The organism is Microbacterium aurantiacum (assembly GCF_002872075.1).
GTDB classification, from domain to species: Bacteria; Actinomycetota; Actinomycetes; order Actinomycetales; family Microbacteriaceae; genus Microbacterium; species Microbacterium aurantiacum_A.
Window position 1 is genome coordinate 57771 of the sequence record NZ_PGGU01000005.1, and the last position, 22788, is coordinate 80558.

Genomic DNA, 22788 nt, shown 5'->3' on the forward strand with positions numbered 1-22788 from the left:
GGCGTTTTGCTACCCTGTGCCTAGCCGCGAAGCTCTCTTCGCGCCGGGGGAGTCGAAAGTGAAGACACCGGAGATGCGGCGACGGCGCCGTGCCGAAGGCACGGAGGTCTCGCTCGAGGTCATCGAGAGCATGCTCGATGACCTGCTCGAACATGAGCTGAGCACGGCTCCGCACGTCCTGAGAACCCTCGTCGTGGAACTGAACGCGGATCTGCCCGCAGTGCGCGAAGTCGCCGCCCACCTCACGCCTCAGCAGCGGCACGGGCTCCGGCCGCTTCCGGCGCCGCTTCCGCTCGTGCCGCCGATCGCGAATATGTACGCCGCGATCGAACTCTCCGATGCCGACCGGGATCTGCTGCTGGCCGCGGCTCTGCGACTCGACGATCGTCTCGATCCGCTGCTCGAGTTCGCCACCAGGACTGCGCACGAGATTCTCGTCGGGCCGGCGGGACCGCATCTCGTGATCCACGCAGGCCGCTATCGCTTCGCCGACCCGCGGCTGGCGATCTGGCTGCGGGAGACGACCGCGGCGGCCGTGCAGGTGCGGGTGCACGAACGACTGGAGGCCGTCTTCCGCCGGAGGGGCGATCGGGTGAGCGCTGCCTGGCACCGGGCGAGGTCCTCCCTCCACGGAGACCCCGCGACGGCAGCCGAACTGATCTCGATCGCGCGCGAGCTCTCCGAAGCCGGTGACTCCGATCGCGCCCTCCTTCACGCCGCTGAAGCGGCCGCGCACGCCGCCGGAGTCGAACGCGACGAGGCGCGTCTCGTGGCCGGCGCGGCGGCCATCGGCGCAGGTTACGCCGCGGAGGCGGGCGAGTGGCTGGGGGACCTCTTTCCTGAGGGCGCCGAGCGCTGCCGGCTCCAAGGACTCGGCGGGCTCATCGTCGCACTGGCTCATCTCCATGGCGACGTGCCCGATATCGATCCGGCAGCACTCCGCCCTCGGACGGACGATCACGACGACTGGTACTCCTGGACGAGGGCGGTGGCCCTCGCTGCCGTGCTCTGCGCCGAACGAGGCGACCGAGCCAGGATGCGCACCTGGCTCGATGCGCTGCGCGAAGGATGCGCACGTATCGGCGCGGAGCGGGAGCTGCGCGACCCCGCCGTGGCCCTGAGCTGGCTGCTGACCGGGGAACAGGAGACCATCGCCGTCGAAGGATCCGGTCCCGTCTCCGGCAGCGTGCTCGGAGCTCTGCGTACCGCGCTGGAGGGCGACATCGACGGCGGGCTCCGCACGCTGGCGAACGGCGACGGCTCGATGGGCGGAGAGGCGGACCCGTTCGTCTCCGGCTTCGAGCACAGTCCGCTCGTGCGCGCCTATCGAGACGTGGCCGAGACGTTGCTCCTGGTGTGGCGCGGAGACATATCACTGGCCAGGCAGCGCCTGATCACCGCGTCGATCGCCGCGCCCGTCGCGATGCCGTTCGCCGGGCTCGCCGTGGTGCTCGCGCGTCGCCTCGACCTTGCCGTCCTCGGCACGCTCGGCCCGTTCGCGCGATCGATGACCGCGGCGCTCCCGCCGGGACTCCGGGTGGATCGTCTGGTGGATCGCGGCATCGAAGCGTACCTCGACGGAGCGTTCGCGAAGGCCGCCGCCTACCTGCAGCTCTGGCAGGATCGCGGCGCTCCCGAGACGGCGCTCGGCATTCCTGGTCTGGATGAGGTCGCCCCCGCAGGGGGACAGCGGCACGATGATCGCCGACGTGTCGAGCCTCGCGAGCAGTCGCTGGCGCGGGAACTCCGCCGGCGTGTGAGCGCCGCGGCCGACGGCAGATGGCGCAGCGAATTCGCCGCAGTTCATGCCGAGGCTCGGATGCTGCGCTCGCCGTTCGCGCGAGCGAGGGTGGAGGCGATGCTCGGCGTCCATTCCATGATCCGGGACGACCATGCGACGGCCCGGCGCTACCTGCAGACGGCCCGCAGACTCTTCGCCGACGCCGGTGCCGCGGCATGGGCGGCATCCATCGACAGGCGTCTCGCGCTCTTCCAGCTCCGAGAAGGCCCTCCGGACGAGCCACCCGATCTGCTCGCATCGTGTCGGCACGCGTGGGAGTCATTGCTCACGTCGCGGGAACTCGAGGTCGCGATGCTCGTCGTCGGGGGAGCACCGAACAGAGACATCGCCGAACGGCTGATCGTGTCGGTCCGCACGGTCGAGGTGCACCTCGGGCGCGTGTTCTCGAAGCTCGACGTTCGCACCAGAGTGGAACTGACGGTGCTCGCACACCGCACCAGCCGGCATCTCTGAGACGCGCCGCGCGATATCCCGATCACCGCGGCAGCGAGAGCAGGAGTTCGGATGCCTCGGCGAGGCCGTCGGCGATGAGCGAGTCGATCGCCCTGTCGCGCTGCCGAGGGTCCGGCCAGTCCGGGATCACCGACGGCATCGGCACCGCTGCGGGTGCCGCGTCGCGGAGCATCCTGAGCACAGCGCCACGTGCCTGCCGGTCCGACCCCTCGTAAGCGGCCTGCCGCCTCCGGGTGTCGGGGGTGTCCGGCCTGCCGGCCGCCACCCACGCGCAGTCCGCGCGGAGCGGACACCGATCGCATTTCGGTGCGCGGGCCGTGCACACGGTGGCGCCGAGCTCCATCGCCGCCGCGTTGAACACCGCCGATTCGGCGTCCGCCGCCGGCAGCAACGACTCCATCAGCGCGAGGTCGCGTCGGGACGCCGCCGCCGGCTGTCCCTTTCCCTCGATCGCCCTGGCCAGCACCCGGCGGGTGTTGGTGTCGACGACGGGGTGCCGGTCGCCGTAGGCGAAGACGGCGACCGCTCGAGCTGTGTAGTCGCCGATCCCGGACAGCGTCAGGAGCGCGTCGACTTCGCGGGGCACCACGCCGTCATGTCGCTCTGTGATCTCGATCGCCGCGCGATGCAGCCAGAGGGCTCGGCGCGGATAGCCGAGGTTGGCCCACTGCTGCACCACCTCGGCCGGAGTGGCGGCCGACATAGCCCGCGGCGTCGGCCATCGCGTCAGCCACGCATCCAGATGCGGGATCACCCTGGCAACCGGCGTCTGCTGCAGCATGAACTCGCTGACCAGCGTTCCCCACGCCCCGTACTGTTCGTGGAACGCGGCACGCCGCCACGGCAGATCGCGGGCGCTGAGCCGGTACCAATCCGACAACTGCGCCCGCCGAACAGACGGAGATGTCGGGTACACGGGCACCCTTCCAGCCTAGGACGGAGAGCGCGCTGCGCGCTCGCTCCGGCAACGAGCCCGCCCCGGCGCCTCGGTAGGCTGGGAGGATGGTCTCGCCCGGCATCCTCCTCGTCGACAAGCCCGCGGGCATCACCAGCCACGACGCGGTCGCGCGCACTCGCAAGGCGTTCGGCACACGCAAGGTCGGGCACGCCGGCACGCTCGACCCGATGGCCACCGGACTGCTCGTGATCGGGATCGAAGGCGCCACCCGGCTCCTCACCTACATCGTCGGCGCGGACAAGACCTATGAGGCGACGATCCGCCTCGGGCAGACCACCTCGACCGACGACGCGGACGGCGAGATCATCGTTCGCGCTGAGGAAACGGCCTGGGAGGCGGTCACCCCGGAGCGTATCGCCGAGGGCATCGCCGTGCTCACCGGTGCGATCTCGCAAGTGCCCAGTTCGGTGTCGGCCATCAAGGTCGACGGGCGCCGCGCATACGACAGGGTGCGCGCGGGGGAGGAGGTCATCCTCGCCGCCCGTGACGTGGTCGTCTCCCGATTCGACGTGATCGCCGAGCGTGCCGGTTCCGGTACCCTCGATCTCGATGTCATCGTCGACTGCTCCTCCGGCACCTACATCCGCTCACTGGCGCGCGACCTCGGCGCATCCCTCGGCGTGGGCGGTCACCTCACCGCGCTGCGCCGGACCAGAGTGGGCTCCTTCGACGTCGCGGATGCCGTCGGCATCGACGACCTCGCGGGTGCTGCGACCCTCACTGCGGCCGACGCAGCAGCACGAATCCTCGAAGCGCTCCCGGTGACGGCGGAGGAAGCGCGAGACCTGCGACACGGCAAACGTCTCGCGGGTCAGGCATCACGGCTCACCGGTGCGCTCGCGGCAGCCGTCGATCCGGACGGGGCACTCGTGGGCATCATCGAGAAACGCGGCGACGACCTCAAGAGTGCAATGAACATGCCCGAGGCAGCCTCGTGATCCTCTGGTTCACCATCGCCCAGATCTCCGTGGCGGTCGCCGCCGGCGTCTTCTGCATCGTGGCCGGCCTCGTCGGTCGCCGCCCCAGCGACATCTCGGTCGGCGCCCTCGCCCTCGTGGAGTTGCTCCTCGTCGTCCAGGTGGTCGTCGCGATCATCGCGCCCCTGGCCGGGAACCCGCCCACCGGTGATCTGCTGGAGTACTGGGTGTACCTCGTCTCCGCGGTGCTCCTGCCGGTCGGGGCAGTGTTGTGGGCGCTGATGGAGCGCAGCCGCTGGAGCACCGTGATCCTCGGCGTTGCTGGCCTTGCCATCGCGATCATGCTCTGGCGCATGCAGGTCATCTGGACGATCCAGATCGCCTGAGCCGGACCGCTCCCGTTCGCGGTGCCGGTCGCGGAGTCCGGCCGGTCCCTGCGCATCTAGGATGGAATGCGCTATGAGCTCCTCCGTTCCCACCCCTCGGATGACCGGTGTCGGCCGTGTCCTCGTGATCGTCTACGCCGTGATGGCGCTCGCCGCGACCGGGCGGAGCGTGGTGCAGATCATTCGCCGCTTCGATGAGGCGCCGCTCGCGTACGCTCTGTCGGCGGTCGCGGCCGTCGTCTATCTGCTGGCGACTCTCGCGCTGGTGCTCGCCGGACGGCGCGGCTGGTACGCCGTCGCCTGGGTGGCGATCGTGTTCGAGCTCACCGGCGTGGTCGTCGTCGGCTCGCTCAGCCTCCTGATGCCGGAGCTCTTCCAGCACGAGACCGTCTGGTCGCTGTTCGGGATCGGATACCTGTTCATCCCCCTGGTACTGCCCGTGTTCGGGATCTGGTGGCTGCGGACGCATCGTCCGGTCGGGGCCCCGCAGCTCGCGGAGACGACAGCGTGATCGTCTTCCGCGACCCTGCGCAGATCCCGGCCGACTTCGGCCGCTCGGTCGTCGCGATCGGGAAGTTCGACGGCGTGCACGCCGGTCATCGCGCGGTCATCCGCCGGCTGAAGGACGAGGCCGCCGCATCCGGTGCCAGTGCCGTCGCCGTCACCTTCGACCGGAATCCGCTCGCCGTGCTGCGACCGGATCGCTGCCCGGAGAACGTCGTGACCGTCGAGCGCAAGCTCGAACTGCTCGGCGAACTCGACCTCGACGCGACCCTCCTGCTCACGTTCGACGAGGCGATGGCTGCGCGCAGCGCCGAGGAGTTCATCGTCGACATCCTGGTCGGGGCGCTCCGCGTCTCGACGGTGCTCGTCGGCGAGGACTTCCGCTTCGGCCGAGGAGGGGCGGGCGATCCCGCGCTGCTGCGTGCCCTCGGCCCGCAGCACGGCTTCTCCGTCGGCGTCGTCGACGACGTCTACCTGCCGGGTTCCGATCGCCGGGTGTCGTCCACCTGGATCCGCGAACTGCTCATCGAGGGAGACGTCGCAACCGCCGCGCTCGTCCTCGGCCGCAACGTCGACGTGCGCGGCGAGGTCGTGCACGGGCTGAAGCGCGGCCGCGAGCTCGGATTCCCGACCGCGAATCTCTCCGCCGTCGTCGACGCCTTCGTGCCCGCCGACGGCGTATACGCCGGCTGGCTCGTCGACCACGACACCGGGATCCGCCATCAGGCGGCGATCTCGGTGGGGACGAACCCCACCTTCGACGACGTGCTCGTGCGCCAGGTGGAGGCACACGTCCTCGGCGAGACCGATCTCGATCTGTACGGGCACGATGTGAGTGTCGAGTTCGTCCAGCGCCTGCGGGGGATGGTCGCGTTCGAAGGCATCGACAAGCTCAAGGAGCAGATGGCCACCGACGTCGCCGAGGCCGAAGCGCTGCTGGCCGACCCGGCGTGATTTGCGTCGCGGCTCGACGTCTCGCGGCGATTCTGGCGTAGACTGTCGATCGTTCCCGGCGAACCTCGCGCGTCAGTCGTGCGTCGGCGGGAACGAGATCTACTGTTCGTACGGTCCTGGCACACGCCACACGCGGACATCGAGAACGGCTCAGGCACCCTCGGGGTACCTCGGCATTCACGCTCAGGAGGAGCATGCCGACTACGGCAACCGCCGCCACGCGGCGCAAGAAGACGTCCCGTCGTGACGAAGACGCCCCCCTCATCCCGATTCTCGCGCGCAAAGTGCGCGAGATCGAGGCGAAGTCGCAGCGCGGCAAGCTGGGCCCGACGAACCGGGTGAAGTTCCAGGTGATCGCGTTCCTGGTGCGTGAGGAGCGCGCCAGGGTGAAGGCGGATGCCGAGCTCGGCGACCCGGCACGCGCCGAACTGCTGAAGCGACTGGACGGGGTCGCGACGATCCTCGCCAAGACCGCGGCGCGCGACACTTCGCTCATCCAGCTGCTCGAAGCGGATCAGGCCACCTCCCCGGTGGCGAAGCGGATGCGGCGCGACTGGCTCCTGGAGTCGGGCGCTGAGCTCGCGCCGGAAGAGCTCATCATCGTCGACATCGCCCCGGTCCAGGCGCCCGTCGTGCCCGCCGGGATCGCAGAGCGCCAGGTCACCCCGGCGTCCGTCGAGGCCCGCCAACTCGCGAACCCGTTCCTCGAGCCCGACCTCACCCCGAGAGCGGCGACGACACCGCGCCGCCGGCTCGACGGCTGGGAGCTCATGGGACCGCTCTACAAGTCGTTCGAGACCGGAGCGGGCGGAGCCGTGGCGAGCATGGACCTGCCCCCGGCGCCCGAGTTCGACCACGTGTCTCCCAAGGGGCTCGAGGTCATGGTGCACCAGGCGCGCTTCCTCGAAGAGGTGAGGGCGGGGCATCGCAGCTTCCTCCTCGCCGACGAACCCGGACTCGGCAAGACGGCGCAGTCGGCCCTCGCGGCTTCCGTCGCCGGCGCCTACCCGCTGCTGGCGGTGGTGCCGAACGTCGTGAAGATGAACTGGGCGCGCGAGGTGGAGCGGTGGACGCCCAACCGGCGCGCCACCGTGATCCAGGGCGACGGTGACGACATCGACGCCTTCGCCGACGTCTTCATCGTGAACTACGAGATCCTGGACCGGCACTTGTCCTGGCTCGGCTCGCTCGGCCTGCGGGGCATGGTCGTCGACGAGGCGCACTTCATCAAGAACCTCTCCTCGCAACGCTCGCAGAACGTGCTGGCGCTGGCCTCCCGGGTGCGCGAGCGCACTCCGGGCGGCAACCCGCTGATGCTTGCCCTCACCGGAACACCGCTGATCAACGACGTCGAGGACTTCGACGCGATCTGGCGGTTCCTCGGGTGGACCACCGGCGAGAAGCCCGGCCCGGAACTCATGGAGAAGCTGGACGCCACGGGGCTCACCCCCGCAGACAAGGCCTTCTACCCGGAGGCCCGCGAAGCGGTGATCTCGATGGGGATCGTCCGTCGCAAGAAGAAGGACGTCGCTGCCGACCTTCCGGACAAGCTCATCGCGGACCTCCCCGTGCAGCTGGATGACGAGTTCGGGCGCAGCATCCGCCAAGCCGAGCGCGAACTGGGGGAGCGGCTGGCGGCGAAGTACCGTCGCATCGTCGATGCCCGTTCCTCGTCCGGGTCGAAGAGCCTGTGGACGGGTACGCCGGGCGAGATCGACGACGACATCATCCGCCTGGTGGCCAACAACGAGCTCGAAGAGTCGAAGGCGGCCGGCACCGGCGGAGACAACGTCTTCACGATGGTGCGCCGGATCGGCCAGGCGAAGGCCCAGCTCGCAGCCGACTACGCCGCGCAGCTGCAGCGCTCGGTGGGCAAGGTCGTGTTCTTCGCGAAGCACATCGACGTGATGGACCGGGCGGAGGCGCACTTCGCCTCGGCCGGCATCCGCTCGGTCTCGATCCGAGGCGACCAGACCTCCACCGCGCGTCAGCAGGCGATCGACGACTTCAACGGCGATCCGTCCGTCGGCATCGCGGTCTGCTCGCTCACCGCGGCCGGCGTCGGCCTCAACCTGCAGGCGGCCTCGAACGTGGTGCTCGCCGAACTCAGCTGGACCGCCGCGGAGCAGACGCAGGCGATCGACCGGGTGCACCGCATCGGGCAGGATGAGCCGGTCACCGCATGGCGGATCATCGCCGCGCACACGATCGACACCAAGATCGCGGAGCTGATCGATCAGAAGCAGGGCCTCGCCGCGCGTGCGCTCGACGGCGAAGCCGTCGACGACTCCGCAGCCGAGCCCGTGCAGCTGGCGGCGCTCATGCACCTGCTGCGTCAGGCGCTCGACGGTTCCTGATCCGTACCTCGAGGAGCGCGTTAAGAAACGCGCTTCTTGAGGGGCGGGCGACCTTCGAAATTCCACTTCGATGGAAGATCTGCGATTCGGCCGATGTGGCGTGTCAAGATCCGGGGTTTTCGCGTGCCCCGAATGGCGCCCGGTGGTGCTTCGGCGCTAGTGTCGAGGCAGGCAGCGTCGCCTCTTTCCCCCTTTCCCGAAGTCAGAAGGCAGCAGCATGAAGATCGGCATCCTGACGAGCGGCGGCGACTGCCCCGGACTCAACGCGGTCATTCGCGGAATCGTCCTCAAAGGCACGACGACGTACGACGTCGAGTTCGTCGGCATCCGCAACGGATGGCGCGGCGTGGTCGACGGCGACTTCTTTCCGCTCACGCGTCACGAGGTGAAGGGGCTGTCCAAGGCCGGCGGAACGATCCTGGGCACCAGCCGCACGAACCCCTACGAAGGTGCTCGCGGCGGTGCCGAGAACATCGCGAAGACCCTGTACGGCCACAAGATCGACGGCATCGTCGCGATCGGCGGCGAGGGCACGCTGGCGGCGGCCGATCGTCTGTCCAAGGACGGCATCAACGTGATCGGGGTCCCGAAGACCATCGACAACGACCTGCGCGCCACCGACTACTCGTTCGGCTTCGACACCGCGGTGAACATCGCCACCGACGCCATGGACCGCCTGCGCACGACCGGCGACTCGCACCAGCGATGCATGGTCGCCGAGGTGATGGGCCGCCACGTCGGCTGGATCGCGCTGCACGCGGGAATGGCCGCCGGCGCCCATGTCATCTGCATCCCTGAGGTGCCGATGTCGATCGATGAAGTCGCCGCCCTGGTCACCAGTGCGTTCGAGCGTGGCAGGGCTCCGCTCGTCGTCGTCTCCGAGGGCTTCACGCTCACGGGCATGGACGAGGCGTACAGCGACAAGGGCCTGGATGCGTTCAACCGGCCGCGTCTCGGCGGCATCAGCGAGGTCCTCGCGCCTGAGATCGAGCGCCTCACCGGTATCGAGACCCGTTCCACGGTGCTCGGTCACATCCAGCGCGGCGGTTCGCCCTCGGCATTCGATCGCGTGCTCGCGACCCGGCTCGGGCTGCACGCCGCCGACGCCCTCGTCGAGGAGTCCTGGGGCCAGATGGTGGCCATGCGCGGCACCGACATCGTCCGCGTTCCGTTCGCCGAGGCGCTAGGCGAGCTGAACACCGTCCCGCGGTACCGCTACGACGAAGCCGCAGCGCTCTTCGGCTGATCTCAGCGGCTGCCGTGTGGCTCGGAACCCGGCGGCGGCCGCCGTCGCCTCCGTCCGAGTTCCGCATGTCACAGAAGTCAAGGGTACTGGTGGCCCGCAACGGCAATTTCTGAGACGCATCGGGAGTGCTTGTCACAGAACTCGCGGGTGCTTCCGATACGCACCACCGACTTCTGTGACAAGCAGTCAGTTGCGCCCAGGCCGCCAGCCGGCGTCGAAGAGCGCACGGGAGGCCTTGTCGACGGCGATCTGCGGGTTGGGCCGCATGTGGTGGCTGAGAACGCGGACGTGCTGCCACCCGATTGCTCGAATCGCATCCCACCGATCGGCATCCTTCGCGAATTGTGCCTGGTCCTCAGCATGGATACGCCCGTCGTGCTCGACAGCGACTCGATACCGGGGGTAGGCGAGGTCCAGCCGAGCGATGAACTCTCCGCCCGCGCGCAAGTCGAAGTTCAACTCCGGCTCGGGCAGTCCCGCGCGCACGAGCAGCAATCGCAGGCGGGTTTCTTCGGCGGTCTCGGCTCCCGGCCGTGCCTCGAGCAGCGCTCGGGTGAGGAGTTTACCGGCGACGTCGCCCGCCTCGAGCACCTCCCGCCTGAGGTCCTCGATGGACAGCAACCGCCTCCGCGGAAGAATCAGACTGTCCGCCGCGACGATGAGGTCGTCGAGCTCCCATTCCGCGCCGACTTGTCTCCACAGACGTGCAGGATGCTCGATGGGCAGGCCTTTCGCTGTCCAACGAGCCGGCGGACGAGCCTGCAGGCGATGGCCGATCACGCCACGTCGACGAGGCTGCCCAGCGGGGCGTCGAGCCGAAACGTGCAGGGCACGTGTGTCGGCCAGTGTGAACGGCAACGGCACTGAAGCCAGCCCAAGTCCGCAGCCATGGCTGAAGAACTGGTCAGGCGTCAGCACGAGGCCGACCTGCTCAGCACGGTTCCGCATGTCGGCAAGCAGACGGTCAAGTCGCTGCGATGCAGTTTCTGGAGCGGGAATCGCCGGCTCGAGGACGTGCGCGCGGACGCCGCGCGTGGGAACAACGAGATCCGCCGCGCGAAGACGTGAGGCCGTGACGCCGCGCTCGTGCGCGTCGCGCACGGAGAAAGCTCGCTCCTCGAGCGCGGTCGGCAAGGGCGTGCGGCGGGTCATGCCGTCATCCAACGGCATTGATGTGCAGCGCCTGTCGCCGTACGAAGGATTCTGCCCACTTCGGGGAGAAACTACCCGCCGGTGACCTTGTGGAGAACAAGTGGAGGTTTGCGCGCGTCACAGAAATCGCGGGTGCGTCACCGGACCACCGACGACTTCCATGACGCGGCGCCACCGCATGGCACAGCATCCGCGCGTGCAGCGGTGCCGGACCCGCGAGTTGTGTGACATGCGCACATCTGCGTGCGCGTGCGCCGGCCAAGGCCCCGGGATGCGCGCATCCCGGGGCGCCCATGCCGGCTCAGGCCTTTGCGAGGCCGAGGGTGTCGAGCAACCAGGCGAGCTCGAAGGCGCGTTCCTTCCAGGAGTTGTACCGTCCGCTGACGCCGCCGTGCCCGGCGACCATCTCGCACTTCAGCAGGACATCGGATGCTCCCGCGACGCGCAGCGCGGCGACCCACTTGGCCGGTTCCACGTACAGCACGCGCGTGTCGTTGAGGGAGGTCACCGCGAGGATCCGGGGGTACGCCGCATCCGACCGCACGTTCTCGTAGGGGGTGTACGACCGCATGTACTCGTAGACCTCGGCTTCGTGCAGCGGGTCGCCCCACTCGTCCCACTCGATCACGGTGAGGGGGAGCGAAGGGTCGAGGATCGAGGTCAGCGCGTCGACGAACGGGACGGATGCCAGGATGCCGGCGAACTTCTCCGGCGCGAGGTTGGCGACCGCGCCCATGAGCAGCCCGCCGGCGCTGCCGCCCTCGGCGACCATGCGGTCGGCGGTGGTGACCCCGGTCGAGATCAGGTGCTCGGCGCACGCGACGAAATCCGTGAAGGTGTTGCGCTTGAACAGCTTCTTGCCGTCCTCATACCAGTGCCGGCCCATCTCGCCACCGCCACGCACGTGCGCCACGGCGAAGATCACGCCGCGGTCGAGCTCGGAGAGACGCGCCACTGAGAAACCGGGATCGATGGAGTGCTCGTACGAGCCGTAGCCGTAGAGGTGCAGCGGCCGCGATGCGGCGCCGGGCTCGCCGAACGATCGCTTCCAGACCAGCGAGATCGGCACCCGCGTCCCGTCAGGGGCCACGGCCCACTCGCGCTTCTGGCCGTACTCGGCCGCGTCGTAGCCGCCGAGCACCGGCTGCTGCTTGCGCAGCACCAGTTCGCGGGTGGCCAGGTCGAGGTCGTAGACGGTGCCGGGGGTCACGAACGAGGCGTATCCCAGGCGCAGGAACGGCGAGTGCCATTCGGGGTTGCCGCTGACCCCGGCCGAGTACAGCGGCTCGTCGAAGGACAGCTCGTCGACTGCATCCGTCGCGTAGTCGAGCAGGCCGACGCGCTCCAGGCCCTCGCTGCGGTACTCCACAGTGGCGAAATCGCGGAACGCGTCCATGCCGAGCAGCCGGCGACCGGACTCGTGTGCGACGATCACGCGCCGCTCGCCCTGGGGGTCGGATGCCGGTACGGAGACCAGCTCGAAATCGAGGGCGCCGTCGTTGTGCAGGATGAACAGGCGGTCTTCGCCGTCGACGACGGCGTGCTCGAGCGAATACTCCACGCCCTCGCTGCGGGGCCATACCAGTTGCGGTTCGGCGGTGATCGGGCCGTCCAGATCGACCAGGCGCTCTTCGCTCGTGATGCTGGAGCCCACGGCGATGACCAGATAGCGGCGGCTGCGGGTGATGCCCGCTCCCAGCCAGAACCGCTCGTCGGGCTCGTGGAAGAGCTTCACATCGTCGTCGACCGCGGTACCGATGCGGTGCAGCCACAGCGTGTCCGGCCGCCAGGAGTCGTCGAGGGTCGTGTACAGGATGCCGGTCCCGTCCGGGGTGAAGAAGGCGCCACCGGTGTTCGGGATCTCGTCGGCGAACTGCTCGCCCGTGACGAGGTCGCGCACGTGGACGGTGTAACGCTCGTCGCCCTCGAAGTCGGTGGACCAGAGCAGCCGGGTCGCGTCATCCGAGACGGCGAACGAGCCCAGCGAGAAGAACTCATGCCCCTCGGCTTCGACGTTGCCGTCGAGCAGCACTTCTTCGCCCGGTACCGCCAGTCCGGGTTCGAGGTGCGGGGGAGTCCAGTCGCCTGCGGCCGCAGCGGCGCGGCAGTGGATGCCGTACTGGGCGCCCTCCTCGGTGCGGCTGTAGTACCACCAGTCGCCGCGTCGGGTGGGCACCGACAGATCGGTCTCCAGTACGCGCCCCTTGATCTCCTGGAAAAGGGTCTCGCGGAGATCTGCGAGATGCGCGGTCTCGGCATCCGTGTGGGCGTTCTCGGCTTCGAGGTGCGCGACGACCTCCGGCGACTCCTTCTCACGCAGCCACTCGTAAGGATCGTCGAAGCTGTGGCCGTGGTGGGTTCGGATGTGCGAGCGGCGGTCTGCGATCGGGGCGTTGGTCACCGCTCCACGCTATCCCAGGTCAAGTTGACCGGCGCGGGGGAGGGTGGGAGGATCGACCGGGGCCGGTTAACGGAAGTCAAACCCACGGTGAACTCTTCGTTCATCACGTCGATCACGTCGACACCTCCTTTCTTCCTCGAAACGACCGAAAGCGTACGGTGGAAACCGCAGCCCTCATCGTCGTGCTGGTGATTGCACTGGCACTCTTCTTCGACTTCACCAATGGCTTCCACGACACCGCGAACGCGATGGCGACGCCCATCGCGACCGGTGCTCTCAAACCCAAGACCGCTGTTCTCCTCGCAGCCGTCCTCAATCTCGTCGGAGCGTTCCTGTCGACCGAGGTCGCCAAGACCGTGTCGGGCGGCATCGTCCGCGAAGACGCGATCCGCGAGATGGGCGCGGAGGTGTTCCTGCCGTTGATCTTCGCCGGACTCATCGGCGCGATCACCTGGAACATGCTCACATGGCTGCTCGGTCTGCCGTCGAGCTCGTCGCACGCGCTGTTCGGCGGGCTGATCGGCGCCACCCTGGTCGGCGTCGGATTCACCGGGATCGACTTCGGCATCGTGCTGTCGAAGATCATCCTGCCGGCGCTCATCGCGCCGCTCACAGCGGGTCTCATCGCGTTCATCGCCACCAAGATCGCCTACTCGATCACGCGACGCTACGACGGCAAACCCGATGGCCGCGACGGTTTCCGCTGGGGCCAGATCTTCACGTCCTCGCTCGTCGCCCTCGCGCACGGCACGAACGACGCGCAGAAGACCATGGGCATCATCACGCTCGCCCTCATCACCATCGGATGGCAGTCGGACGCGCACCACGAGCCGGAGTTCTGGGTCATCGTCGCCTGCGCCTTCACGATCGCTCTCGGCACGTATCTCGGCGGCTGGCGGATCATCCGGACACTCGGCAAGGGTCTCACCGACGTCAAGCCCGCACAGGGGTTCGCCGCCGAGAGCTCGACGGCGGCCACCATCCTCGCTTCCAGCGCCCTCGGTTTCGCGTTGTCCACGACGCAGGTCGCCTCGGGATCCGTCATCGGCTCCGGTCTCGGCCGCCGTGGTTCCACCGTGCGCTGGCGGACCGCCGGGCGTATCGGCATCGGCTGGCTGCTCACCCTTCCGGCCGCCGGAGCAGTCGGCGGACTGGCCGCGCTGCTGGTGCAGTGGCTGGGTAACTGGGGTGTCGCGATCGACGCCGTGCTCGCCGTGGCGATCATCATCGCCCTCTTCCTGCGCTCCCGTCGCAACGCGGTCACCCACGCCAACGCCATGAGCGACGTCGCCGAGTCGGGACTGGCCGTCGACCTTCCGGACGCACCGCCGCCGACCCGTCGTCAGCAGCGCCTCGCCCTGGCCAAGGCCGAGGCCAAGGCCAGGGCGCAGGCGCGTGAGCAGGCGAAGTCGGCCGCGAAGAAGGCGAAGATCGCCGCGAAGTCCGGAACCCCGTCGGCCGCAGGTCAGGACGATGCCGATGCCGCCGGCAGGAACGAGGAGTCGAAGTGATCAACTGGCTGGCCTTCGTCCAGGTGTTCGTGGCCGCGCTCGTCGGTTCCGCGGCGATCGTCACCTTCTACGCCGTGGGCCTGCGCCTGCTGGTGCGCAGCGGGCATGCCCCTGTGGTGAGCCCGGCCGAGTTCACCGACGCGATCACCGTGATCACCGAGAAGGAGCTCAAGCGAGCCGCCAAGCAGGCCGCGAAAGCCGCCAAGAAGAGTCCGCTCACGGCGGCCCAGAAGCGTCTCTCGCTCCTCGGGGCCTACGGATGCTTCGCCCTCTGCGCCGTCGCGGTGATCAGCGGCATTCTGATCATCGTCGTCGGGCACTGAGAGACGTCAGCCTGCGCCGAGGAGACCGGCGACGAGATCGTCGATCACCGCGTCCGTCGAGGTCTCCGGATCAATTGGCGTCGTCAGGCGGTCGAGCAGGAGCCCGTCGATGGCGTAGTGGAACAACGCGATCTCGCGGCGCCCTCCCGGAAGGCCCGCCTGCACGTTGAAATCGACATCGGCGTCCAGGCCCGATCGCTGCCACGCCCCCAGTACAGCAGCGATCTCCGGACGTCGGCTGCTCTCCAAGCGGAGCTCGAACAACGCAAGCGTCACGTCGCGATCGTCGCTCAGCCGACGCACGATGTCGCGGAGATAGTCTGCGAACAGTGCTCGGCTCGGAACGGATGACGCGCGCGCGGCGAGATCCTCCGGCGCCGGCGCCAGCCGTTCGCCGATGCGTTCGACCAGACTCTCGATGAGGGCGTCCCTGGTGCGGAAATAGTTCGATGTCGTCCCGGTGGGCACACCGGCCTCGAGGTCCACCGCGCGATGGGTGAGTCCGCGGGAGCCGTCGTGCGCGAGCACGCGGAGGCCGGCATCCGTGATCGTACGTCGTCTCGCCTCGTTCTTTGCCATGAGTTCACCCTAGCGCAACCACTACAGGTGCTGTAATCTCTATTTACTACACATGTCGTGAATGGAGAATGATGCGAGAACTGGTGTACTACGCGGCCGTCACCTTGGACGGCTTCATCGCAGGACCGAACGGCGAGTTCGATGCCTTCCCTGTCGTCGGTGATCATGTGGAAGAGATCAACAGGCGATTCGGCGATACCATCCCGACCGACTTCGCCGCATCGCTGGGAATCCGTCAAGAGAGGTCGATGTTCGACACGGTGCTCATGGGATGGAACACCTACGCGGTTGGCGGGATGGTCAGCCCCTACCGGCACCTGAGGCAGATCGTCTTCTCTCGGACGCATAGCGCAGCGGGGGAGAACCTGGAGGTCACCGATAGCGACCCGGCCGAAGTGGTGCGGCGACTGAAATCGGAGGAGGGCGCGGCGATCTGGCTCTGCGGCGGCGGTCGGCTCGCCGCATCCCTGGCGCCCGAGATCGATCGGCTGGTGCTGAAGAGGTACCCGCTGCTCTTCGGTGATGGCATCCCTCTGTTCGGGACCCGCTCGTATCGCCCCGCACAGTTTGAGGAGGTGAGCACGACGGCGTTCGGTTCAGGGGTCGTGTTCTCGGAATACGCTCGTCGACACGAGACGTGATTCCGGAGGCGGCGAGACGATCATCGGTCTCGCCGCCTAGGCTGATGCCATGTCTGCGCACTCCGCCAGCGAGCACGTCTTCGGTCGTCACGAGCCTGCATCCCACGTGATCATCCACGTCAGCGACCCGCATTTCCTGGCCGGCGGAGCCCGACTCGCCGGCCAGTACGACGTCGAGGCGAATTTCGCACGAACCCTCGAAGCGATCACGGTCGTCCACCCGAACCCCGCGGCGATCGTGATCACCGGCGACCTCGCCGATCTGGGCGAGCCCGACGCCTATCGTCGTCTGCGGGATGCCGTCGAGCCGGTCGCGGCCGACCTCGGCGCGGCCGTCGTCTGGGTCGCCGGAAACCATGATGAGCGCCCGGCCCTGCGACAGGGTCTCCTGGGGCTCGCCCCCACCGAGGAACCGGTCACCGGCGTCTGGGACCTCGACGGCCTGCGGTTGATCGCCCTGGACACCAGCGTGCCCGGCTGGCACCATGGCGACCTCGACCGCACGCAGCTCGAGTGGCTCGCCGGGCAGCTCCGGGAGCCGGCGCGGCACGGGACGCTGCTGGCGATGCATCACCCTCCGCTGCCCAGTCACGTCCCCCTCTTCGACATCCTCGAGCTCCAGCATCAGGACGAGCTCGCCGAGGTGATCCGGGGGAGCGACGTCCGGGGCATCCTCGCCGGCCATCTGCACTACTCGGCTCACGGCACCTTCGCCGGGGTACCGGTGAGCGTCGCGTCCGCCACCTGCTACACGATGAACGTCGCGCTACCCGCGTCCGCCGTCAACGGAATGGATGCCGCGCAGTCGTTCCAGTTGGTGCACGTGCGCCCCGACACGATCACGCACACGGTGGTGCCGGTCACGGATGCTCCCACCGGCGACTACTTCTCCGAGGCGTGGCTGGAGAAGATGGCGGGACTGACGCCCGCCGAGCGGTTGGAAGCGTTCTCCCGCAAGACCGGCCAGCCGAGCGGCATAGAATAGAAGCATCCCCCGAACTTCTCTCACCCGCCACCACCCACAAGGATGTGACATGGCTTCTGCCGCGCCTGCCCTGACCCGCACCGAGACCGATTCCCTCGGCAGCATGGAGATCCCCGTCGACGCGTACTGGGGGATCCACACTGCCCGTGCCGATGCGAACTTCCCGATCACCAAGCGTCCGATCTCGGTCTACCCCGACCTGGTGAGGGCCCTCGCGATGGTCAAGCAGGCCAGCGCACGCGCGAACCGGGAGATCGGCGTCCTCGACGCCGAGCGGGCCGACCTCATCGACCGGGCGGCGCAGCGCGTCATCGACGGTGAGTTCCACGACCAGTTCACCGTCGGCGTGATCCAGGGCGGTGCCGGCACCTCGACGAATATGAACGCGAACGAGGTCATCACCAACATCGCGCTCGAGATGGCCGGCCGCGAGAAGGGCGACTACGCCTTCCTCTCGCCGATCGACCACACCAACCGCAGCCAGTCCACCAACGACGTGTACCCGACCGCCGTGAAGATCGGCCTGTCGCTGACGCTGCAGTCGCTGCTGGACGAACTCGACCTCCTCCGCCGGTCGTTCCTCGGGAAGGCCGTGGAGTTCCACGACGTCCTCAAGGTCGGCCGCACCCAGCTGCAGGACGCTGTGCCGATGACGCTCGGCCAGGAGTTCCACGGTTTCGCGACGACCCTCGGCGAGGATCACAGCCGTCTCGGCGAGAACGCGTCGCTGATGTTCGAGATCAACATGGGCGCGACCGCCATCGGCACGGGCATCACCACCCACATCGACTACGCGCCCGTCGTGCTCAAGCACCTCCGTGAGATCAGCGGCCTCGACCTCGAGACGGCCACCGACCTCGTCGAGTCGACGAGCGACACGGGTTCGTTCATGTCGTTCTCGTCGTCACTGAAGCGCAACGCGGTCAAGCTGTCCAAGATCTGCAACGACCTCCGGCTGCTCTCCTCGGGCCCACAGGCGGGTCTCGGAGAGATCAATCTGCCGGCGAAGCAGGCCGGTTCCAGCATCATGCCCGGCAAGGTGAACCCCGTCATCCCCGAAGTCGTCAACCAGGTGGCATTCGCCGTGGTCGGTGCCGATATGACCGTCACCATGGCGGTCGAGGGCGGCCAGCTGCAGCTCAACGCCTTCGAACCGGTCATCGCGCACTCCATCTTCCAGTCGATCACCTGGATGCGTCAGGCGATGTGGACGCTGCGCGTCAACTGCGTCGACGGCATCACCGCCAACCGCGACCGTCTCGGCGCGATGGTCGGCGCATCGGTCGGCGTCATCACTGCCCTGACGCCGTTCATCGGCTACGCGGCATCCGCCGCTCTCGCGAAGGCCGCGCTGCTGACGAACCGCAATGTCGCCGACCTCGTCGTCGAAGCAGGTCTCATGTCGCGCGAGGAAGTCGTCAAGCAGCTCTCGCCCGCTCGGCTCTCCGGACTCGAAGCCGTGACGGCGGCGATCCCGATCATCGCGGCGGAGGACCTCACCGAGATCTGAGCCCGCTGACGACGAAGGACGGATGCCGCAGCATCCGTCCTTCGTCGTTCCGGGGCGGTCGAGCGCCGTCCCTCCTCAGTTGAGGATGCGGCAGTGCGTGGTGAGCTCGCCGATTCCGTCGATGCCCACGGTCACGGTGGAACGATCGCGAAGGAAGATCTGCGGGTCGCGCGAGTAGCCGGCGCCCCCGGGGCTGCCGGTGGAGATCAGCGTGCCCGGCAGCAGCGTCAGCGACTGCGACAGGTGGGCGATCAGCGTCGCCACGGAGCGGACCATCTGACCGGTGGAGGCATCCTGCACGGTGTGACCGTCGACGATCGTCCAGATGTGCAGATCCTGCGGATCGGCGACCTCGTCGGCGGTGACCGCGAACGGGCCGGTCGGGGTGAAGCCGTCGAACGACTTGCATCGCGACCACTGCGCCTCGGAGAACTGGATGTCGCGGGCGGTGATGTCGTTGACGACCGTGTACCCCCAGACGTGCGACAGCGCCTCGTCGGCGGGCACGTCCTTGGCCGGCGTGCCGATGAGCACCCCGAGTTCGGCTTCGTAGTCGACGGATTCGCTCAGCGATCGCGGCCAGGAGGTCGTCTCCTCGTGCCCGGTGAGGGAGTTCGGCCACAGGGTGAAGACGGTCGGCGCGCTGTCGGTCTTCAGGCCGAGTTCGCTCGAGTGCGCGGCGTAGTTCAGCCCGACGGCGAGTACGGCGGGGGGAGCGAGAACGGCCGACGCATAGCCGAAGTCGCCGAGCGGATGCCGCGGTGCGGCGCCTGCGGCGAGAGCGCGCCTGATCGCGTCGAGCGCGTCGGCACCGCCTTCGATGAGGTCCTGCAGGGTCGCAGGCGCGTCGGTGAGGAGATCGGAGACGAGGATGGCATCGGCGTCTTCCACCACTGCGAGAGCAACGTGGGAGGAATCGGCACGGCGCAGATGAGCGAACCGCATATCTCTACGCTACCGGTGACAGGCTCGATCTTTCTGGAGGACTTCACCAGACCGCGAGCGCAATGCTTGTGCCCCATATGCTTTGGCTATGAGTTCCGGAGGACCGTCCCAGCCGCAGCAGCCCTCGCCGTACACGCCGCCGCCCGCGCAGTCGTCGCCGACGGCGTCGCAGTACTCGGCGCAGCAGTACGCGCAATCTCCCTACATTCCGCCGCAGTTCTCGCAGCAGCCGGCCTTCGGCTCGGCGCTCGCGCAGCCCACGCACTACTCACCCCCCGCGCCTGTGGCACCGTCGCCGGCGCCCTCGCTGCCCAGCCTGCCGGTCCCCGCGAAGAAGGGGCGCACCGTCTCGATCTGGCTCTTCGGCGCGCTCGGCTTCCTGTTGATCGCGTTGATCGGTTACTTCGTCTGGGCCCTGGGCGTGCTCGCTTCCGGCATCGGGATGGTGCTCGCGCTCATTCCCCTCATCATCGTCCTGCTCGGGGTACGGCTGATCGACCGCTGGGAGCCGGAGCCGAAGCGCGTCCTGTTCTTCGCCGTCGCCTGGGGAGCGATCGCCGCGATCGGTCTCACCCTGCTGCTCGACATCGCGATCACACTGCTCTTCGGCCTTCGCACCGAGGCGGTGGCCGCCATCGTCCAGGCTCCGATCGTCGAGGAGTTCTGGAAGGGCCTGGGCGTCTTCCTCATCTATCTCACGGCGCGCCGCGCCTTCGATGGTCCGGTCGACGGGGTCGTCTACGGTGCGCTCGTCGGGGCCGGCTTCGCTTTCACCGAGAACATCCAGTACTTCGCGATCAGCCTCATCGAGGGCGGCGGCGAGCAGCTCACGATCACGTTCGTGCTGCGGGGACTGATGTCGCCGTTCGCCCACGCGATGTTCACGGCGCTCACCGGCTTCGCGATCGGTCTCGCCGCGCGGCGGCATGCCTCGGCAGGTGCCGCGCTCGGGATCGGCCTGCTCGGGATGCTCGGTGCCATCCTGCTGCACGCCTTCTGGAACGGCTCGAGTTTCGTTGCGGACTTCTACGTTCTGTACTTCACCCTGCAGGTGCCGCTGTTCGTCGGCTTCATCCTCGCGATCATCGCGCTGCGCCGGGAGGAATCCCGGCTCACACGACTGCGGCTCGGCGACTACGCCGCCGCCGGATGGTTCACGCCGGAAGAGGTGACGATGCTCGCCACTCCCGCCGGTCGAAAGACCGGGCTGCGGTGGGCCGCTTCGTTGCGGGGGGATCGTCGCCCGTTGATGCGTGAGTTCATCAGGGATGCGACGGCCCTCGCCGCCGTCCGCCAGCGCGCGATCAGCGGACGCGATCCTCTCGTCGCCGACGACGAGAGGGCGCTGCTCATCCGCACCAGGGCGACGAGGGCGGCGCTGCTGGCCTACTGACCCAGCCGGGACCGGCTCGAGAAGCCTCCTGGAGCAAGACTCAGCGCCCGGTGCTGCGGCGATGCCTGCATGACGCCCGGGCGCTGAGTTGATCTGTAAACAGGGTGCACCCGCCTGCCCCGGGTGTCAAGTGAGTTCTGGAACTCGTCGGTCAGCTCATCTCGACGATGACGTCGAGCGCGACGCCTGCGCACGCGACGCGGGGGAGCCCTTCGAGACGGCTGCCGCGTATCGAGTCGCCGGTGGCGCACCTCGGATCGGTGGAGACCACCACCCGTCCGACACCGTTCGTCAGAGTCACCTCGTGCCCGAGCGCGGCGAATCTCGGTGTGAGGTCGCGCTCGACCGCGGAGACGAGCAGATCGAGACCGGCGACCCCGATTCTCGCCCCGTCGACCTCCGCCGGGGCGGCGATGGTGATCGTGTATTCGTCGCTGCAGAGGTAGTCGACGTACGGGCCCGCGACGTGCGGGTCGCCGGTCGACATCGGCACCCGATACCACTCGAGGGCGCTGTAGTCGATGTTCTCCTTGTTGACCGACTGCGATGCGAGGACGAGTTGCCTGCGCTCCGCGCCTTGCCACCATGCGAGATGGCTGCGCGCGTCCGAGAGGAGGTCGATCGCCGCGATGAACCCTGCGCCGTACACCGGGACGCCGGGGAGAGCGAGCGTCTCCAGGGCGTACGGCCGCACCAGCGCATCGACCTTGGCCCTGGTGAGAGGACCGCTGCGCTCGGCGGCCGCGAGCTGCTCGGCGAGGGGCGTGACCCAGCTCAGCAGTGAGCGGATCGGCGAGGAGAAGTACTCCCGCACGATCGTGGCCGCGGCGTCGATCGCGGTGGGGGTCTTCGTACTCATCACGTCCTCCTGTGCACGTCGATGGTGGGTTCGTCGTTCAGCTGATCTTCGTCTGCAGCTCGATGAGCGCGTCGATCGTCTCGGTCACCATGAGCTCCGTCCGTCTGCCTGCAGCTTCCGCGTCGGCATCTTCGACGGCATCGATGACCGCGGCGAGATGAGTCGCTTGGCGGCGATGATCCTCGACCTCGTGCGCGACGAGGCGCAGGTAGGGGGAGAGCTCTGCCTGCAGCTTCATCTGCTCTCGGGTCAATCGTGCGGACTGGCTCAGTGCGACGAGTTCGATCTGCACGTCATCGAGCAGTCGGCGCTGCTGTTCCTGGTCCAGCTCGGTGAGGCGCTCCATCCGCCGCCGCACCTGCTGAGTCTCGGAGGCGTCGGCGCGCCGGGCCGCGAGGCGCACGCAGGCGCCGGTGATCGCCGCGTAGTGCGCGCCGAGGTCGCGCAGGGCGAGACGGGAGGAGGTGCGCACCGCTTCTCGCGCGAAGGAGAGCGGGTCGGCGTGCTCGGCGACGAAGCTTCCACCGTTGCGTCCGCGCTTGGTGATGACCAGTCCACGGCCCCGCATGGCGAGCAGCGCCTCACGGACGGTGACCGGGGCGACGCCCAGGCTCCTGGACAGGTCTGATTCCGAGGGAAGCCGTTCCCCGGCACGCAGATGACCGCGGGTGATCGCATCGACCAGACGGCGCTCGACCAGCTCGGCGCGCCCCTCGTCGCCGATCGGCTGGAACAGTGCACCCTGCAGGCGGTGCGGGGTGGCGTCATGGCGTGCCTCGGAATCCGGTGCCGTGAGCGGCGTCGACAACGATTCCATTCTGCGATTCTCCACCTTCCTCGGTGAACGGCGAAAACTTCCACTTGAAATATTACCTCTGGGTTTATATGTTTATCTCATCTTCCCCGTTCGACG

Annotated in this window: 21 protein-coding genes; 14 read left to right on the forward strand and 7 right to left on the reverse strand. The window is 68.2% G+C overall.

Going from position 1 to position 22788, the window contains the following annotated elements; translation table 11 throughout:
• Positions 1–58 precede the first annotated feature (58 nt).
• Positions 59–2254 carry a helix-turn-helix transcriptional regulator gene (locus CUR96_RS03190; RefSeq protein WP_146008118.1) on the forward strand — a complete coding sequence of 732 codons (2196 nt, stop codon included), beginning with the start codon at positions 59–61 and terminating at the stop codon, positions 2252–2254.
• Positions 2255–2276: 22 nt separating this feature from the next.
• Here the strand turns inward: CUR96_RS03190 and CUR96_RS03195 are convergent, their stop codons facing one another.
• Positions 2277–3176: an A/G-specific adenine glycosylase gene (locus tag CUR96_RS03195; protein WP_281255041.1), complete on the reverse strand. Its 900-nt coding sequence runs from the start codon at positions 3174–3176 to the stop codon at positions 2277–2279.
• Between the two features lie 80 nt (positions 3177–3256).
• Here CUR96_RS03195 and truB point away from each other — a divergent pair, with 80 nt between their 5' ends.
• The 6 genes from truB to CUR96_RS03225 all read left to right on the forward strand — a co-directional run bounded on the left by truB (position 3257) and on the right by CUR96_RS03225 (position 9576).
• Positions 3257–4150, forward strand: coding sequence for a tRNA pseudouridine(55) synthase TruB (gene truB, locus CUR96_RS03200; RefSeq protein WP_102191852.1), 894 nt, complete (start codon positions 3257–3259; stop codon positions 4148–4150).
• The gene (locus CUR96_RS03205; RefSeq protein ID WP_102191853.1) at positions 4147–4515 is read left to right on the forward strand and encodes a hypothetical protein; all 369 of its coding nucleotides are present in this window, start codon (positions 4147–4149) and stop codon (positions 4513–4515) included. The genes truB and CUR96_RS03205 overlap by 4 nt, the downstream gene beginning before the upstream one ends.
• Before the next feature lie 73 nt (positions 4516–4588).
• On the forward strand, positions 4589–5026 hold the full coding sequence (locus CUR96_RS03210) for a hypothetical protein (RefSeq protein WP_245861067.1): 438 nt from the start codon (positions 4589–4591) through the stop codon (positions 5024–5026).
• A complete protein-coding gene (locus tag CUR96_RS03215) occupies positions 5023–5973 on the forward strand; it encodes a bifunctional riboflavin kinase/FAD synthetase (protein WP_102191855.1) in 951 nt (316 codons plus the stop codon). Before CUR96_RS03210 ends, CUR96_RS03215 begins: the two co-directional genes overlap by 4 nt.
• 194 nt (positions 5974–6167) lie before the next feature.
• Positions 6168–8330 (forward strand): DEAD/DEAH box helicase, encoded by a 2163-nt coding sequence (locus CUR96_RS03220; protein WP_102191856.1) that lies wholly within the window; start codon positions 6168–6170, stop codon positions 8328–8330.
• Positions 8331–8547: 217 nt separating this feature from the next.
• A complete protein-coding gene (locus CUR96_RS03225) occupies positions 8548–9576 on the forward strand; it encodes a 6-phosphofructokinase (RefSeq protein WP_102191857.1) in 1029 nt (342 codons plus the stop codon).
• Between the two features lie 186 nt (positions 9577–9762).
• On the opposite strand, the gene CUR96_RS03230 is transcribed toward CUR96_RS03225, so the two are convergent.
• A complete protein-coding gene (locus CUR96_RS03230) occupies positions 9763–10356 on the reverse strand; it encodes a hypothetical protein (protein WP_102191858.1) in 594 nt (197 codons plus the stop codon).
• A 108-nt stretch (positions 10357–10464) separates the two neighbouring features.
• On the opposite strand from CUR96_RS03230, the gene CUR96_RS03235 reads away from it, so the two are divergent.
• Positions 10465–10644: a hypothetical protein gene (locus tag CUR96_RS03235; protein WP_102191859.1), complete on the forward strand. Its 180-nt coding sequence runs from the start codon at positions 10465–10467 to the stop codon at positions 10642–10644.
• Between the two features lie 385 nt (positions 10645–11029).
• On the opposite strand, the gene CUR96_RS03240 is transcribed toward CUR96_RS03235, so the two are convergent.
• On the reverse strand, positions 11030–13129 hold the full coding sequence (locus CUR96_RS03240) for a S9 family peptidase (RefSeq protein WP_102191860.1): 2100 nt from the start codon (positions 13127–13129) through the stop codon (positions 11030–11032).
• A gap of 158 nt (positions 13130–13287) precedes the next feature.
• Between CUR96_RS03240 and CUR96_RS03245 the strand changes: the two genes are divergently transcribed.
• Together CUR96_RS03245 and CUR96_RS03250 are read left to right on the forward strand one after the other, a co-directional pair.
• Positions 13288–14640: an inorganic phosphate transporter gene (locus CUR96_RS03245; protein ID WP_102191861.1), complete on the forward strand. Its 1353-nt coding sequence runs from the start codon at positions 13288–13290 to the stop codon at positions 14638–14640.
• Positions 14637–14963, forward strand: a complete 327-nt coding sequence (locus tag CUR96_RS03250; protein WP_102191862.1) for a peptidase — start codon at positions 14637–14639, stop codon at positions 14961–14963. Before CUR96_RS03245 ends, CUR96_RS03250 begins: the two co-directional genes overlap by 4 nt.
• A gap of 6 nt (positions 14964–14969) precedes the next feature.
• On the opposite strand, the gene CUR96_RS03255 is transcribed toward CUR96_RS03250, so the two are convergent.
• Entirely contained in the window at positions 14970–15542 is a 573-nt protein-coding gene (locus CUR96_RS03255) for a TetR/AcrR family transcriptional regulator (protein WP_102191863.1), read from the reverse strand.
• 71 nt (positions 15543–15613) lie between these two features.
• On the opposite strand from CUR96_RS03255, the gene CUR96_RS03260 reads away from it, so the two are divergent.
• From CUR96_RS03260 to CUR96_RS03270, 3 genes are read left to right on the forward strand one after another with little or no spacing between them, the layout of a single operon-like run.
• Positions 15614–16183, forward strand: a complete 570-nt coding sequence (locus tag CUR96_RS03260; RefSeq protein WP_102192242.1) for a dihydrofolate reductase family protein — start codon at positions 15614–15616, stop codon at positions 16181–16183.
• A 49-nt stretch (positions 16184–16232) separates the two neighbouring features.
• Positions 16233–17168, forward strand: a complete 936-nt coding sequence (locus CUR96_RS03265; protein ID WP_102191864.1) for a phosphodiesterase — start codon at positions 16233–16235, stop codon at positions 17166–17168.
• A 49-nt stretch (positions 17169–17217) separates the two neighbouring features.
• On the forward strand, positions 17218–18678 hold the full coding sequence (locus CUR96_RS03270) for an aspartate ammonia-lyase (RefSeq protein ID WP_102191865.1): 1461 nt from the start codon (positions 17218–17220) through the stop codon (positions 18676–18678).
• A gap of 75 nt (positions 18679–18753) precedes the next feature.
• Here CUR96_RS03270 and CUR96_RS03275 read toward each other — a convergent pair whose 3' ends face one another.
• On the reverse strand, positions 18754–19623 hold the full coding sequence (locus CUR96_RS03275; RefSeq protein WP_102191866.1) for a fumarylacetoacetate hydrolase family protein: 870 nt from the start codon (positions 19621–19623) through the stop codon (positions 18754–18756).
• Between the two features lie 88 nt (positions 19624–19711).
• Between CUR96_RS03275 and CUR96_RS03280 the strand changes: the two genes are divergently transcribed.
• A complete protein-coding gene (locus tag CUR96_RS03280; RefSeq protein ID WP_245861068.1) occupies positions 19712–21016 on the forward strand; it encodes a PrsW family intramembrane metalloprotease in 1305 nt (434 codons plus the stop codon).
• A gap of 151 nt (positions 21017–21167) precedes the next feature.
• Here CUR96_RS03280 and CUR96_RS03285 read toward each other — a convergent pair whose 3' ends face one another.
• Both CUR96_RS03285 and CUR96_RS03290 read right to left on the reverse strand, forming a co-directional pair.
• A complete protein-coding gene (locus CUR96_RS03285) occupies positions 21168–21875 on the reverse strand; it encodes a cache domain-containing protein (RefSeq protein ID WP_102191867.1) in 708 nt (235 codons plus the stop codon).
• A gap of 37 nt (positions 21876–21912) precedes the next feature.
• Positions 21913–22692: a FadR/GntR family transcriptional regulator gene (locus tag CUR96_RS03290; RefSeq protein ID WP_102191868.1), complete on the reverse strand. Its 780-nt coding sequence runs from the start codon at positions 22690–22692 to the stop codon at positions 21913–21915.
• Positions 22693–22788: the final 96 nt, after the last annotated feature.